The organism is Streptosporangium sp. NPDC002607, assembly GCF_053592655.1.
On record NZ_JBSFWD010000014.1, the window covers coordinates 117,222 to 131,320 of the forward strand.

Here is a 14,099-nt window from a genome sequence, read left to right on the forward strand (position 1 = left end):
GCCTGGGGTTACTTTTGAGACATGGACAGCGCGATCGAGGTCCTGGGCTTTCTCATCGGGGTCTCCGGTGGCCTGTTCCTGCTCATCGTCCTGCTTGTGACGATGCCCGGCAGGATGCGCGACAGGGCCGCGAGGAGCACATCGGCGGGTGCGGTCTGGCTGGGGGGACCGTTCGGCAGCGAGCGCGGGGTCAGCGATGCCGTCCTGGTGCTGACGGAGCGGCCTCCGAGCCTGCCTGCGGCGCCTGAGGCAGACTGGGTCTCGCTCGCGGAGACCGCCGAGCCGGGGCGGCACACCGGTGGAGCGTCGGCGGCCTGGTGAGGCCCGGCGAGGGCCGGCGAAGGCGAGGTACGGAGATGCTGACCCTGACCTCGACAGAGGGGGACGACGTCCGCGGGGCCCTGCGCACCGCGGAGCGGCTCACCGGACTGCGCTTCGCCGCCTACCTCGGGCCGGCGATCGGCCCGCGCCGTCACTTCTCGGAGCGGCTGCACGCCGCGCTGGGAGAGGAGGCCGACAGGGCGGTGCTCGTCTTCGTGGACCATCGCGGGAGGGCGCTGGAGATCGTCACAGGTCCGCGGGCCAGGGCGTGGCTGCCCGACGCCGAATGCCGCGCGGCCGCGATGTCGATGGCCGCGATCCTCGGCCTGGGCGACCTGGTGGGCGGGGTGGTCACCGGAGTCCTGCTGCTGGCGGACCGGGCGTCGCGGCGCGGATGATCCGTTCGCGCTGAGCGAAGATGATTTTCCCGGATAATCGGCTCGTGCTGAGGATCAGGTGGGACGCGCTGCTGGGTCGCTCTTCCAGGGGGTTCACGGCGGCGCGGGAGCCCGACATGATCATCGGCTACGTGCAGGAGGCATTCGCCGATGTCCGGGCGAGGGTCCGCAGGGAGGATGAGACGGCGGTCATCCTGCTGGTCACGACGGGCGCGGCAGCCGGTGCCGTCGTCGTCGGGCTGCTGAACGGGTACTGGAGGCCCGGCGAGCTGTCCAGCAAGATCGAATGGCTCTGGTGGACCGGCATGTTCTTCTGGCTGATGGGGATCCTCATGCTCGTCGGAGCCCTCTACCGCCGTACCGCGAGGCTGGCGGGCAGGACGCTGGAGAGACGCCGGTTCTATCCCGGGGGGTTCGGCGGCGAGGTACGGCCGGGATCGAGGCCCGGCGACAGGGTCGACCTGCTCGTCCTGGAGATCAGGAGGCTCAGCGCCGTCGGAGACGCCAAGCAGCGCTACATCCGCCGGGGCGTCTGGCTGATGCTGCTCTCCATCGCCTGCTGCGCGCTGTCGGTGTTCGTCAGCCGGTTGCTCTGATCCACCCCGCCATCAGCGTCGGTTCAGGGCCGGTTCAGGGCCGGTTCAGGAATGGAGAAGCCGCACCAGGTGGCTGCTGATGTCCGTCAGCAGCGTCGAGGGCGTCACCGGGGCGCTCGCGACGGCGGAGAACAGGGCCGGCAGCCCCGGCAGGGGGAAGCCGTCGTCACCGGACGCCTCGGCGCCCACCTCGTTCTTGGCCAGGATGGTCCGGCTGCGCTCCCAGGCCTCGATGACCTCCTCGGGAGAGGGCACGCCGAACCCGTGGCCCACCGGAGCGGCGTGACGCAGCCGCACCAGCGGGGTCTCGGCGAAGGCCAGCGCCACACCGGCACGCAGGGCGAGGTCGTCGCGGCGGTCCGCTCGCACCCAGTCCATCGCGGTGCAGGGGTTGCGGCAGTCGGCCACGCAGGTGGCCAGCGCCCCGGCGACCTGGCTGTGCTGGCGGTCGAAGTAGGCGCGCCACCCCTCGGCGGGCTCTCCCGCCACGCGCAGTGTCCGGTTGACCGCCGACTGCTCGGCCTTCGTGTGATCGCACTCGCGGTCGCCGATCACCCCGAACCTGCTGTCCGGCGCGGTCAGGCCCTCCGGCCAGCGCGCGGGATCACCGGCGTTGCCGAGTACCGGCTCGAATGCGAGCAGCGGGAGATACTCGCTGGCGATGTGGATGGCGGCGACCATGGGGCTCAGCTCGCGACGGTGCCACCTGACCGCGATGACCTCCAGCAGCAGCCCGTACGCGGGCCGCAGCGACTCCAGCGCGCCGCGTGGCTGCTCGCGGGGTGTCTGCGGCATCGTGCAGGCCCGAGCCCGCCGCCGCAGGTCACTCGGTACGGCCCGCGCCTCGGCGGCGAAGTCCTCCGCGTCGAGTGAGAGCAGCCGCTGGCCGAACTCGCACGCCGCCTCGATGTCGCCCGCCTTCTCCACGACACCGGAGGCGAGGGCTCCGACATCACCAAAGGCGTACCTCCTGGCCAGGGAGATGAGCAGATCACGTGCCGATTCCACGGGGATGCCCTCTCTTGACTTCGCTTTCCGGGGCCGGAGCCCGGAGTCCTCACCCCCGGCGAGATCTCGATGACCGGACGGAGCCGGACATGGGGTGTTTCTTGCGGTTGACACCTATCTCTACCAGCGTTCGCCCCGAGGTGCTCAGGGCCGCCCGGCCTCAGCGGCCCGTGACGGCGCACCGGACGGACACCCCTCGCCCGTCCTGGTGGGGAGTGTCCGTCCGGTCTCAGCGGCGAGGTCAGCCCGTGGAGGCGTCCTTGGCCTGGGCGCGCAGGGCGCGGCCGATACCGTCGGCGCCCTCGAGCAGCAGGCGCCGCAGGGCGTGCGGCGGCTGGTCGGCCGAGATGAAGTCCTGGGTCCTGGCGACCGTCTCGGGGGAGATGACCAGAGCCGGGTAGCAGCCGTTGGCGAAGTTCTGAGCGCTGTCGGAGGTCCAGGACTTCCAGATCCTGCCGATCTCCTCGAAGTACTTCGCCGCGTACGGCTCCAGCAGCTCCGGGTGGCGTGCGTCCATGAAGCCGAGGATCGTCGAGCGGAGCAGCGCGCCGCTCAGCTTGCCCTCGATGATCGCGGCCCAGGCGTTCGCCTTGCCCTGGACCGTCGGGATCGAGGCACGGGAGAGCGCGGCGGAACGCTCGCCCGTCGCGGTGGCGTCGCGCAGCAGTTCCTGAGCGATGTCCTCCTCGCCGAGCAGGCCGCCGGAGACCAGGGCGCCGGTCAGTGTCCAGCGCAGGTCGGCGTCGACGGTGAGGCCGTCGAGCACGGTCTCACCGTCCAGCAGCCCCTTCAGGAACGCCAGGTCCTCGGTTGAGGTGGCGGTGGCGGCCAGCGCGTTCAGGTAGGCGAGCTGGTAGTCGGAGCCGGGAGCGGCACCGGTGACCAGGGCGCGCAGCGCGGAGGTCAGCCGGGCCATGCCCTGGGCGCGCCAGGCGGGATCGGCGTACTGCTGGAGGGCCAGGCGGGTCTGGCGGAGCACGGTCTGGGCGACCGTGATGTCGGTGATCGACTTGATCCCGGAGACGACCAGGGCGAGATAGTCGCGGGCGGACATCTCGGCGTCCCGGGTCATGTCCCAGGCGGCCGACCAGCACAGCGCACGGGGCAGGGACTCGGTGAACTTGCCGATGCCGCCGTTCACCACGGTCTGCAGCGACCGCTCGTCGAGCCTGACCTTGGCGTAGGTCAGGTCGTCGTCGTTGATCAGGATCAGGTCCGGCTGTACCTCGCCGACCAGCTCGGCCACCGCGGTGCGCGCGCCGACCACGTCCAGCTCGACTCGCCTCACCCGGACCAGCCTGTCGTCCCGCAGGGAGTACAGGCCGATGGCCACGCGGTGCGAGCGCAGCGTCGGGTAGTCGGCGGGGGCCTCCTGGAGCACGTCGAACTCGATGAAACGGCCCTCGGGGTCGGTGGTGAACGACGGGCGCAGCGTGTTGACCCAGGAGGTCTCCAGCCACTCCTTCGACCAGGAGGACAGGTCGCGCCCCGAGGTGCGCTCCAGCGCGCCGAGCAGGTCCGCGAGCGTGGTGTTGCCCCAGGCGTGCTCGCGGAAGTAGTCGCGTACCCCGGCCAGGAAGTTGTCCAGCCCCACGTAGGCGACGAGCTGCTTGAGGACCGAGGCGCCCTTGGCGTACGTGATCCCGTCGAAATTGACCTCGACCGCGTGCATGTCGACGATGTCGGCGGCGATCGGGTGGGTCGAGGGCAGCTGGTCCTGGCGGTAGGCCCAGGACTTCTCGACGTTGGCGAAGGTGGTCCAGGCGCTCTGGCCCCAGCGGGTGGCCTCGGCCTGGCAGAGCACCGAGGCGTAGGTGGCGAACGACTCGTTCAGCCACAGGTCGTCCCACCAGCGCATGGTGACCAGGTCACCGAACCACATGTGCGCCATCTCGTGCAGGAGCGTCTCGGCGCGGCGCTCGATCATCGCGCCGGTGACACGCGAACGGAAGACGTAGTCCTCCAGGAAGGTCACGCAGCCCGCGTTCTCCATCGCCCCGGCGTTGAACTCGGGGACGAAGAGCTGGTCGTACTTCCCGAACGGGTAGCGGACGCCGAAGATCTCGTGGAAGAAGTCGAAGCCCTGCCTGGTCACCTCGAAGAGGTTCTCCGGGTCGAGGTGCTCGGCGAGCGAGGCCCGGCAGTACAGGCCCAGCGGGATGCCGTCGTGCTCGGAGGTCACCTTGTGGTACGGCCCGGCGCACAGCGCGGTGATGTAGGTCGACATCACCGGGGTGGGCGGGAAGTGCCAGCGCTTGGCCGCCTGGAGCGCACCGTGCTTGCCGTGGTGCTCCGCCAGCTCCTCGGCCGAGTCGGGCGCCGCGTTGGAGATGACCTCCCAGTGGGACGGTGCGAGCACGGTCAGCTCGAAGGTGGCCTTCAGGTCGGGCTGGTCGAAGCACGCGTACATCCGGTGCGCGTCGGCCGTCTCGAACTGGCTGTACAGATAGACGCTCTTGTCGACCGGATCGACGAAGCGGTGCAGGCCCTCGCCGGTGCGGGTGTAGGAACAGTCGGCGTCCACGCGCAGCTCGTTGGTCTCGGCCAGACCCGGCAGCGGCAGCCGCCCGGTCTCCAGGTCATAGCCGCTCACGTCCAGCTCGACGCCGTTCAGGACCGCCTTGCGCACTTTCGCGCCGGCCAGGTCGACGAACGTCTCGGCACCCGGGCGGGTGCTGGTGAAGCGGACCGTGGTGACGCTCTCGAAGCGCTCCTCACCCTCGGTCAGGTCGAGCTCCACCGCATAGGACTGCACACTGAGCAGCCGTGCGCGCTCGCGCGCCTCATCACGGGTCAGATTGCCTGCCACTACCGCTCCCTCTTCACAGCTTCCCCCGCTCCGTTGCTAGGGGGTGACTGAATCCTGCCATGTAAGGCCGCGACGCGCGGCGTTGGCACAACCTGTGGGCTGATCATTAAATTTGAGAATAAAGCCACATGTAAAGGTATTAATTCGCCCATGGAATAGGGAACTCGGCTGTCCGGGTTGTCGCTGTCGACGAAGTCTTACGATCAGGAAGCCGAGAAGATGACTGAGCGAGTCCCCGTTGACCTCTGGTTTGACCCCTTCTGCCCGTTCGCGTGGATGACCTCTCGCTGGCTGCTGGAAGTGGAGAAGGTGCGGCCGATCGAGCCGCGCTGGCACATCATGAGCCTCAACGTGCTGAACGAGGACAAGGAGGTCCCCGACAGCTACCGCGAGATGATCGCCAAGGCCATCGGCCCGGTCCGAGTGGTCACCGCGGTGCAGGAGAAGTACGACTCCGAGACGGTGGGCCGCCTCTACACCGAGCTTGGCACCCGCTTTCACAACCAGGGCAGGGTCAAGGAGCTCGACACGCTCCGCGAGACCGTCGAGGAGGCCCTGGAGGCCGCCGGGCTCGACCGCGCGTTCGCCGACGCGATGGACTCGACGGAGTTCGACGAGGCACTGCGCGCCTCGCACAACGACGGCATCGACCGGGTCGGCCAGGAGGTCGGCACCCCGGTGATCTCGGTCGAGGGCGTCGCCTTCTTCGGCCCGGTCATCTCGCCCGCGCCCAAGGGCGAGGACGCGGGCAAGCTCTGGGACGGGGTACGGCTGGTCGCGGCCACCGACGGCTTCTTCGAGCTCAAGCGGTCCAGGGACCGGCGTCCGATCTTCGACTGATCCGCGGCTCCGTCCTTTCCCCAGGCCCGCCGGGCGTGACCGCGGCGGGCCGGGGCCGGGCACGCCCGGCCTCCCCGGAGCCGTGGTCCGCCGGGCCGGTGGAATCGCGGTTATGTCCCCGTACAACGATGATCTCTGTGTGATCGCGGTACCCGCCGCACCCTCGCGAAACAGGGGCACGCGCGCAAAGATGAGGGGCATGCGTCACCTTTATCTGAATGGAGCCTGGCAGCCCTCCGCGTCGGGCGAGAGCATTGACGTGATCAACCCGGCGACCGAGGAGCTGATCGACAGGGTGCCCGCCGGGACGCCCGCCGACGTCGAGGTCGCCGTGGCCGCCGCCCGTGAGGCCTTTCCCTCCTGGTCGGCGACGGCTCCCGCCGAGCGAGGCCGGATCCTCGCCGCCGCCGCCGGGCTGATACGAGAACGCTCCGACCAGATAGCCAGGATCATCGCCACGGACATGGGCGCGCCGTACGGCGTGGCGATGAGGGTGCAGACGCTGATGCCGGCCGGGGTGCTGGCCTCCTACGCCCAGCTGGCCGAGACCTACGACTTCGAGGGCGGACAGGTCGGCAACTCCCGCGTCTTCAGGGAGCCGGTCGGGGTGGTCGCCGCCATCACCCCCTGGAACTACCCCCTTCACCAGGTCGTCTGCAAGGTGGGCGCCGCGCTCGCCGCGGGCTGCACCGTCGTGCTGAAGCCCAGCGAGGTGGCTCCGCTGGCGGCCTTCGCGCTCGCCGGGATCTTCGACGAGGTCGGGTTGCCCGCCGGGGTCTTCAACATGCTCAGCGGTTACGGCCCGGTGGTGGGTGAGGCCCTGGTCACCCACCCGGAGGTGGACATGGTGTCGTTCACCGGTTCCACCGGGGCCGGGCGCCGGGTCGCCTCGCTCGCGGCCGAGACGATCAAGCGGGTGGCCCTGGAGCTCGGTGGCAAGTCCGCCAGCCTGGTCCTGCCGGACGCGGACCTTCCGGCGGCGGCCAAGGCGACGGTGGCCAACGCCTTCCTCAACTCCGGCCAGACCTGCTCCGCCTGGACCCGCATGATCGTCCACCGGGACCAGTACGACGAGGTGGTCCGTCTCGTCGTCGACGCCGCGCGGAAGTACACGGTCGGCGATCCCTTCGACGAGGCGACCCGGCTCGGCCCGCTCGTGTCGGCGGCCCAGCGTGACCGGGTGATCCGCTACATCAACCGAGGCCAGGAGGAAGGTGCCCGGCTGGTCACCGGAGGCACCGACCGGCCGATGGAGCGCGGTTTCTACGTGGAGCCCACGGTGTTCGCCGGGGTGGAGCCGGGGATGGTGATCGAGCAGGAGGAGATCTTCGGCCCGGTCCTCACGATCATTCCCTACACCCGGGGTGAGGACGAGGCCGTCGCCATCGCCAACGGCACCCCGTACGGCCTGGCCGGTGCGGTGTGGGCGGGTGGCGAGCAGCGCGCGGTCGAGGTCGCACGACGGCTGCGCACCGGCCAGGTGGCGATCAACGGCGGTCAGTTCAATCCGCGAGCCCCCTTCGGCGGCTACAAGCAGTCGGGCCTCGGCCGCGAGCTGGGCGAGTTCGGCCTTGAGGAGTATCTGGAGATCAAGGCGATCCAGCTCTGAGGGCGCCGGGCGCGGCTGTCCGCGCCCGGCCGGCCCCGCCGGATCAGGGCGCCTGGAGCAGGACCTTCCTGGCGGCGTCCTTGGCCAGCCGGTCCACGTAGAGCATGCCGTCGAGGTGGTCGGTCTCGTGCTGGAAGCAGCGTGCCAGCAGGCCGCGGGCCCTGAGCCGGATCGGCCGCCCCAGCCGGTCCAGGCCGCTTACCGTCACGCCGGCGGCCCGGGGCGTTCTGGCGTAGAGCGGGGTGCCGGTCTCGCGGCTGGGAACGGACAGGCAGCCCTCCTCGTCGAGGACCTCGGAGTCGTCGTCCACGGTCAGCTCAGGGTTGATCACGTGCCCCTTGCGGTTGCTGCAGTCGTAGACGAAGATCCTTTTCGACACGCCGATCTGCGGGCCCGCCAGGCCGACGCCCTGCGCGGCGTACATCACGTCGAACATCTCGTCGATCATGCGCCGCAGGTCGCGGTCGAACTCGGTGATCGGCTCGGCGGGCGTGCGCAGGACGGGGTCACCGACCACTCGGATGTCACGCATGTGGAGTTCTCTCTTGTAAGGGTTGAGTGAGCATAGGGACTATTACTCTAGCCGGGGCCGGGTAAAGCCGCCCGCGCACACCTGCGAAACTGGGTGGGTGCGCGTCTACATCGGTGCCGACCATGCCGGCTATGAGCTCAAAAACCACATCGTCTCCTGGCTGAAGGAGCACGGCCACGATGTCGTGGACTGCGGTCCCTTCGTCTACGACGCGGAGGACGACTACCCGCCGTTCGTGCTGCGCGCGGCCCAGGGCGTCGTGGACGACCCGGGCAGCCTGGGGGTCGTCATCGGTGGTTCGGGCAACGGCGAGCAGATCGCGGCCAACAAGGTACGCGGCATCCGCGCCGCCCTGGCCTGGAGCGAGGAGACCGCCAGGCTCGCCCGCGAGCACAACAACGCCAACGTCGTCAGCGTCGGCGCGCGGATGCACCCGGAGGAGGAGGCGACCCGGTTCGTCGAGGTCTTCCTCAACACCTCGTACTCCGGGGCCGAGCGCCACAACCGCCGGATCGCACAGCTCACCTCGTACGAGACCATCGGCCAGCTCCCGCCGCTGCCGTAGTCCTCACCGCCTGCGCGTGGGCTCCTTGCGGGGCGCCTCGTCGCGCAGCGGGCGGCGGTCCGCGCTGTCCTGCTGCTCCTGTGTCGGGCGCGAGACATCTCGCGCCCGCATCGCGGTGATCGCGTTGATCTGCAAGCTCTGCAGTGCCATGCCGCAACCATAACCCGCCCGGCCCGTCCGGGCGGGTCCACTCCGGGCCCGGCCCGATCTGCGGGCTGGGCGGCCGTGGTCAGAAGATCATGCCGCCCCAGGGGGCGGGACCCCACGACATCGCGGTGGACAGCTCCCGCAGGGCCCCCGCGCGCGACTCGCGTACCACCCCCGCCGCCAGCAGGGCCGCCAGCGGGCGCCCGCCCAGGTAGGCCGCGCCCAGCACGGAGACCGGCAGTGCCAGGTCGGCCGGATCGTCGCAGGGCACGCAGCGGGCGGCGGAGGTGTCGGCGGTCAGCCGCCAGCGGCGCGCGTTCCATGGGCAGACGTCGTCCTCGACGTCGATCACCACGTCCACGGGCGCGGAGTAGCGGCGGGCCGGAAGGGCCCGCTCGACGTCCACGACGCGGATCCACAGCTCGTCCAGCCAGCGCGCGTGGAGCATCCGAGGTTCGGCCAGCAGGTGGATCAGCGGGTCGTCCGAGGGACGGTTCCTGGCGGTGACGTGCGAGACCAGGTCGCGGTCCAGGACGTGCCGCCAGAGCAGTGCGTAGGCGGCGGGATCGAGACCGAACAGCTCCTTGATCTGCAGTTCGCCGTCGGGGACGTCATCCTCGGTCCAGCTCTGCCTGATCCTGAAGAGCGCGTAGCCCCGCGGACCGGCGTCGTCCTCGACGATCACGGCGCGCAGCGGTCCGGCGCCGCCCTGGTCGGCCTCGTGGTCGCTCAGCGCCGTGTCCCAGCGCCCGGGCGTGCGGGCGTACAGTCCCGGACGCTCGCCGAGCACCGACTCGTAGACCTTCTCGAAGGTGGCCCTGGCGTCCTCGGGCCTGACGACGCGCAGCCGCAGGCCCGGATCGACGGGGGCGTGCCGGGTGAAGGCCGCCTTCGCCGTGGGGATCCGGAAGACCAGGCTGTCCGCGGCCCTGCCGTAGCCGTAACGTCCGTAGATCGCGGCCTCGGAGGCGTAGAGCGCGGCGACCGCCTCACCCCGCTCGTGCAGGTCGGACAGCTGGCGGGTCATCAGCGAGGAGAGGACTCCCCGGCGGCGATGGGAGGGCAGCACGCCGACGGCGGTGATGCCGCCGACCGGGATCGGGCCGCCGGGCACGGTCATGGTGAAACTGCACACCGCCGTGGTGCCCACGAGCAGATCGCCGTCGAACACCCCGAGCGAGCGGTCGAACTCGGTGACACCTCTGTACAGCTCCGCCCGGTGCGGGGGGACGGGAGCGCCGAACGCCTCCTCGTCGACGGTCATCCAACCTGACCACTCGGCTTCGGTGATCGGACGCAGGCTAAGAGTCATTTTTCACACGGTAGATGGGACAAACAGTTCCGGCCAGCTAATATCCACGCTTAGTGATCAAGGCATTGGTCAAGTCGGCTGCCCAAATGGGGGATAGCCAGATACAGTCAGGCGCATCATGAGTTCCCGTCCGGTGCCGCTGCTTCCCCCGGCGCTCCGTGCGTTCCTGGTCCGCATCCCGCTTCTCGTCCCCATCGTGCGTCTGCTGCGCCGGGGCCCTCTGGCGCGCGACAGAAACCTGCTCATCACGCTGATCCTGCTGACCCTGTTGATCGGTGTGCTGGCCGCGAGGGTCTCCATGGAGTGGTTCTCCCCGGCGCTCATGATCCCGATCACCCTGGTGGCCGGGCTTCAACTCCGGCTGAACAGCCTTGTCAAGCTGCTGTGCGCGGTCGCGGCCTCGCTGATCTACGTGGCCGTGGTGCGAGGGGTGGACTACATCGGCCCCGGCCTGCTGGTCACCTTCGGTTTCACCGCCGTGCTGGCCGCGCTGATGGCCCGTACCCGGGGCAAGCTCGGCGTGCAGGGCCTGCGCGGCGACGCGATGCTGCTGGAACTGCGCGACCGTCTCAAGAGCCAGAGCGACCTGCCCTCGCTGCCCAAGGAGTGGGGCTCCAAGGTGGTGCTCAAGCAGGCCGGAGGATCCTCCTTCGGCGGTGACTTCCTGGTCTCCATCCGCGAGGGCGACACGATGGAGCTCGCCCTGGTCGACGTGTCGGGCAAGGGCGTCGACGCGGGCACCCGGGCACTGCTGCTGTCGGGCACCTTCGGCGGGCTGCTCGGCTCGGTCGACGACTTCCTGCCCGCCTGCAACACCTACCTGCACCGCCAGCGCGAGGCCGAGGGTTTCGTCACCGCGGTCCATCTGCGGCTCAACCTCGCGACGGGCGAGTACGTCATCACCTCGGCCGGTCATCCCCCGGTGGTCAAGTACGAGTCGGGCGCGGGAACGTGGCGGGTCTCCACGGCCAAGGGCGTCGTCCTCGGCGTCGTGCCCGACCTGCACTGCGAGGCGGACCAGGGGATGCTCCGCAAGGGCGACGCGCTCATGCTCTACACCGACGGCCTGATCGAGCAGCCGGGGCGCGACATCGACGCGGGCCTCGACCGCCTGCTGGGAGAGGCCGAGCGTCTGGTGCCCTCCGGGTTCCGCGATGGTGCCCGTAACCTGGTCACCTCCATGTCGGCAGGGCACAACGACGACTGCGCCCTCATCCTCATCTGGCGCCCCTGAGGTGTGAGAGGCGTCAGAGCCAACCGGAGTCGGCGGCGATGCGCACGGCGTCGAGACGGTTGCGGGCCTGGGTCTTGCACATGATCCGTGACAGGTGGTTGCGGACCGTTCCCACGGAGAGGAACAGCTGGTCGGCGACCTCGCCGGACCTGGCGCCCCGCGCGACCAGCCGGAGCACGTCGAGCTCCCGGCGGGTCAGGGGGTTGTCCGCCGACCTCAGGGCCGCCACCGCGAGTTCGGAGTCGACCGCGCGGCGGCCGGCCGCGACCCGGCGGACGCCGTCGGCCAGCTGCCCGGGGTCGGCCTCCAGGCTCATGAAACCGAGCGCGTGGGCGGCGAAGGCGCGGCGGACCTGGCCCGGGTTCGGGGCGCGGGAGAGCAGCAGGACACTGCAGCGGGGAGCCTCCTCGTACAGCCGGAGGGCGGTGGTGAAACCGTCGGCCCCCGGCAGGTCGAGGTCGATGACCGCGGCCTCGGGCGCGTGCCGCAGAACGGCGGGGACGACCTCCTCGCCGTCGGCCACGTCGGCCACCACCCGCATGTCGCTCTCGCCCTCCAGCGACGCCACCAGCCCGCGCCGTATCAGGGGTAGGTGTTCGGCAACCAAAATTCCGATCAAAACGCTCCGATCTCTCGTCCTCACCATCATCAAAGAGTGATTGTGTGATCGCTTAATGTCAATGAAATGTGGCCGATCGGCAAAGTGCCCGCACGTGACTCGATGAGGAACGGGACCGTGAAGGCCGGATACTTCGGCTAATCTCTTATGGGGCATTGTCGGTGAAACCGCGATGGGAGTATGAACCTGTGAGCTGGCTCTCCGTGGTCGGAGTCGTTGTGTTCCTGGTGGGACTGATGGTGTCGATCGGGTTGCACGAGATCGGCCACCTGGTGCCGGCCAAGCTGTTCGGCGTCAAGGTCACCCAGTACATGGTCGGTTTCGGTCCGACGATGTGGTCGCGCCGCAAGGGCGAGACCGAGTACGGGATCAAGTGGCTCCCGCTCGGCGGCTACATCCGGATGATCGGCATGCTGCCGCCCCGGCCCACCGACGCCCCGGGCAAGGTGCGCTCGGTCTCCACCGGGCCATGGCAGGGCCTGATCGAGAACGCGCGTGACGTGGCCCTGGAGGACGTGCAGCCGGGCGACGAGAACCGGGTGTTCTACCGCAAGCCCTGGTGGCAGAAGGTCATCATCATGTCCGGCGGTCCGGCGATGAACTTCGTGCTGGCGTTCATCCTGTTCGGCGTCGTGCTCATGGGGTTCGGCATCCCCGTGCAGAAGACCGAGATCGCCTCGATCCCGCAGTGCGTGAAGACCGCGGCCGACTACGCCAAGAACCAGGAGTGCACCGCGGTCGACAGGCCCAGCCCGGCCAGCGTGGCGGGGCTGAGGCCGGGGGACGTCATCGTGGCCGTGGCGGGCAGGCCCGCCGCGAGCTGGGACGCCGCGACGCGGGCCATCCGCGACCACGGCGCGGGGCCGATCGCGATCGGTATCAGGCGCGGGGAGCAGGAGCTGACCGTCAACGCCACCCTCATCGCCCAGGACCGCGAGTCGCTCGACGAGCCCGGAAAGATCGAAAAGGGTGTCGGATACCTCGGGGTCAGCCCGAAGATCGCCATAGAGCAGCAGAGCTTCGGCGCCGTGACCGAGCACATGTGGGACCTCACCTCGGCCACCGCCTCCGCGCTGCTCAGGTTCCCCGAGAAGATGGTGGGCGTCTGGAACGCCGCCTTCTCCGGTGACGAGCGTGACAAGAACGGCCCGATCGGCGTCATCGGCGTCAGCCGCATCGGCGGTGAGATCGCCGCCTCCGCGATCCCGCTGGAGAACAAGATCGTCGTCTTCATCAACCTGCTGGCGGGCTTCAACCTGGCGATCGGCCTGTTCAACCTGATCCCGCTGCTCCCGTTGGACGGCGGCCACGTCGCCGGTGGCCTCTGGGAGGGTCTCAAGCGCGGCTTCGCGCGCGTCGCCCGCCGCCCCACCCCCGGCCACGTCGACATCGCCAAGGCGCTTCCGCTCACGTACGCGATCGCCTTCCTGATGGTCATCATGGCGGGCCTGCTGATGTACGCCGATCTGGTCAACCCGGTCCGCCTGGCCGGCTGACCGTCTTCTGGCGGGGGCGCCCGTCGCCCCCCGCAGGCGTTAGGGTGGCGCCGTGAACGAGGGGACGCCCGGAGCGGTGATCGATGTGGCCCTGTTTCGGCTCCGCCGGATCTGGTCGCGGCCACTGCGCGCGCGCAGGGCCGAAGAGCCGCAGCGGCCGGTGCACATGTCGAACGTCATGGTTGTGCACGCCGTGCACAAGCTGAGCCTGGACGTGCCCGAGGTGACCGTGGGTGCCGTGGCCGAGCAGTTGGACGTCGATCCCTCCACCGCCAGCAGGCTGGTCAACGACGCGATCGGCGCGGGGCTCGTGGAGCGCGAGGAGTCGGCCGTGGACGCCAGGCGGGCCAGGCTCGTGCTGAGCGAGCGGGGCCGCCGCGTGCTGGAGGTGGTGGTCCGCCACCGGCGCACCTACCTGGACGGCCTGATGGCCGACTGGGACGAGCAGGACCGCGAGGTCTTCGCCCGGCTCCTGGCCCGTTTCGCCGATGCCGCCATCGCCCGTCCGGCGAGCCCGGCCAACCTCGACCGGCTGATCGCCGAGACGCTGGCGGAGACCCCCGCCCCCAGCTGAGCCGCCCGCTGCCGGTCCGCCTGGTTTCCGGCAGGCCCT

General features: G+C 69.8%; 15 protein-coding genes. 9 read left to right on the top strand and 6 right to left on the bottom strand.

Annotated elements, in window-relative coordinates; all coding sequences use genetic code 11:
* Positions 1-21 precede the first annotated feature (21 nt).
* Genes ACWD3H_RS18225 through ACWD3H_RS18235 form a run of 3 tightly spaced genes read left to right on the top strand, consistent with a single transcriptional unit; the run spans position 22 to position 1,315 of the window.
* Positions 22-321, top strand: coding sequence for a hypothetical protein (locus ACWD3H_RS18225; protein ID WP_451955780.1), 300 nt, complete (start codon positions 22-24; stop codon positions 319-321).
* Positions 322-356: 35 nt separating this feature from the next.
* A complete protein-coding gene (locus tag ACWD3H_RS18230) occupies positions 357-719 on the top strand; it encodes a TPM domain-containing protein (RefSeq protein WP_355554692.1) in 363 nt (120 codons plus the stop codon).
* Positions 720-763: 44 nt separating this feature from the next.
* Complete coding sequence (locus ACWD3H_RS18235) at positions 764-1,315, top strand: hypothetical protein (RefSeq protein ID WP_355554690.1); 552 nt, start codon at positions 764-766, stop codon at positions 1,313-1,315.
* 45 nt (positions 1,316-1,360) lie between these two features.
* On the opposite strand, the gene ACWD3H_RS18240 is transcribed toward ACWD3H_RS18235, so the two are convergent.
* Both ACWD3H_RS18240 and pepN read right to left on the bottom strand, forming a co-directional pair.
* On the bottom strand, positions 1,361-2,323 hold the full coding sequence (locus ACWD3H_RS18240; protein ID WP_451955781.1) for a hypothetical protein: 963 nt from the start codon (positions 2,321-2,323) through the stop codon (positions 1,361-1,363).
* Between the two features lie 241 nt (positions 2,324-2,564).
* Complete coding sequence (gene pepN / locus ACWD3H_RS18245) at positions 2,565-5,132, bottom strand: aminopeptidase N (protein ID WP_451955782.1); 2,568 nt, start codon at positions 5,130-5,132, stop codon at positions 2,565-2,567.
* Positions 5,133-5,351: 219 nt separating this feature from the next.
* Between pepN and ACWD3H_RS18250 the strand changes: the two genes are divergently transcribed.
* Together ACWD3H_RS18250 and ACWD3H_RS18255 are read left to right on the top strand one after the other, a co-directional pair.
* Positions 5,352-5,972 (top strand): mycothiol-dependent nitroreductase Rv2466c family protein, encoded by a 621-nt coding sequence (locus ACWD3H_RS18250; protein ID WP_355612460.1) that lies wholly within the window; start codon positions 5,352-5,354, stop codon positions 5,970-5,972.
* Between the two features lie 199 nt (positions 5,973-6,171).
* The gene (locus ACWD3H_RS18255) at positions 6,172-7,581 is read left to right on the top strand and encodes an aldehyde dehydrogenase family protein (protein WP_451955783.1); all 1,410 of its coding nucleotides are present in this window, start codon (positions 6,172-6,174) and stop codon (positions 7,579-7,581) included.
* A gap of 43 nt (positions 7,582-7,624) precedes the next feature.
* On the opposite strand, the gene def is transcribed toward ACWD3H_RS18255, so the two are convergent.
* Entirely contained in the window at positions 7,625-8,113 is a 489-nt protein-coding gene (def, locus tag ACWD3H_RS18260) for a peptide deformylase (protein WP_350929719.1), read from the bottom strand.
* A gap of 97 nt (positions 8,114-8,210) precedes the next feature.
* Between def and ACWD3H_RS18265 the strand changes: the two genes are divergently transcribed.
* Positions 8,211-8,678, top strand: coding sequence for a ribose-5-phosphate isomerase (locus ACWD3H_RS18265; RefSeq protein ID WP_350929718.1), 468 nt, complete (start codon positions 8,211-8,213; stop codon positions 8,676-8,678).
* Between the two features lie 3 nt (positions 8,679-8,681).
* On the opposite strand, the gene ACWD3H_RS18270 is transcribed toward ACWD3H_RS18265, so the two are convergent.
* Both ACWD3H_RS18270 and ACWD3H_RS18275 read right to left on the bottom strand, forming a co-directional pair.
* Positions 8,682-8,828 carry a hypothetical protein gene (locus ACWD3H_RS18270; protein ID WP_350964245.1) on the bottom strand — a complete coding sequence of 49 codons (147 nt, stop codon included), beginning with the start codon at positions 8,826-8,828 and terminating at the stop codon, positions 8,682-8,684.
* 79 nt (positions 8,829-8,907) lie between these two features.
* Positions 8,908-10,137, bottom strand: a complete 1,230-nt coding sequence (locus tag ACWD3H_RS18275) for a GNAT family N-acetyltransferase (protein ID WP_451955784.1) — start codon at positions 10,135-10,137, stop codon at positions 8,908-8,910.
* Between the two features lie 118 nt (positions 10,138-10,255).
* On the opposite strand from ACWD3H_RS18275, the gene ACWD3H_RS18280 reads away from it, so the two are divergent.
* Positions 10,256-11,371, top strand: a complete 1,116-nt coding sequence (locus ACWD3H_RS18280) for a PP2C family protein-serine/threonine phosphatase (protein WP_350929715.1) — start codon at positions 10,256-10,258, stop codon at positions 11,369-11,371.
* A gap of 13 nt (positions 11,372-11,384) precedes the next feature.
* Here the strand turns inward: ACWD3H_RS18280 and ACWD3H_RS18285 are convergent, their stop codons facing one another.
* A complete protein-coding gene (locus ACWD3H_RS18285; protein WP_355554677.1) occupies positions 11,385-11,978 on the bottom strand; it encodes a response regulator transcription factor in 594 nt (197 codons plus the stop codon).
* A gap of 200 nt (positions 11,979-12,178) precedes the next feature.
* Between ACWD3H_RS18285 and ACWD3H_RS18290 the strand changes: the two genes are divergently transcribed.
* Both ACWD3H_RS18290 and ACWD3H_RS18295 read left to right on the top strand, forming a co-directional pair.
* The gene (locus ACWD3H_RS18290) at positions 12,179-13,486 is read left to right on the top strand and encodes a M50 family metallopeptidase (RefSeq protein ID WP_451955785.1); all 1,308 of its coding nucleotides are present in this window, start codon (positions 12,179-12,181) and stop codon (positions 13,484-13,486) included.
* A 52-nt stretch (positions 13,487-13,538) separates the two neighbouring features.
* Complete coding sequence (locus tag ACWD3H_RS18295; protein WP_355554673.1) at positions 13,539-14,060, top strand: MarR family winged helix-turn-helix transcriptional regulator; 522 nt, start codon at positions 13,539-13,541, stop codon at positions 14,058-14,060.
* Positions 14,061-14,099: the final 39 nt, after the last annotated feature.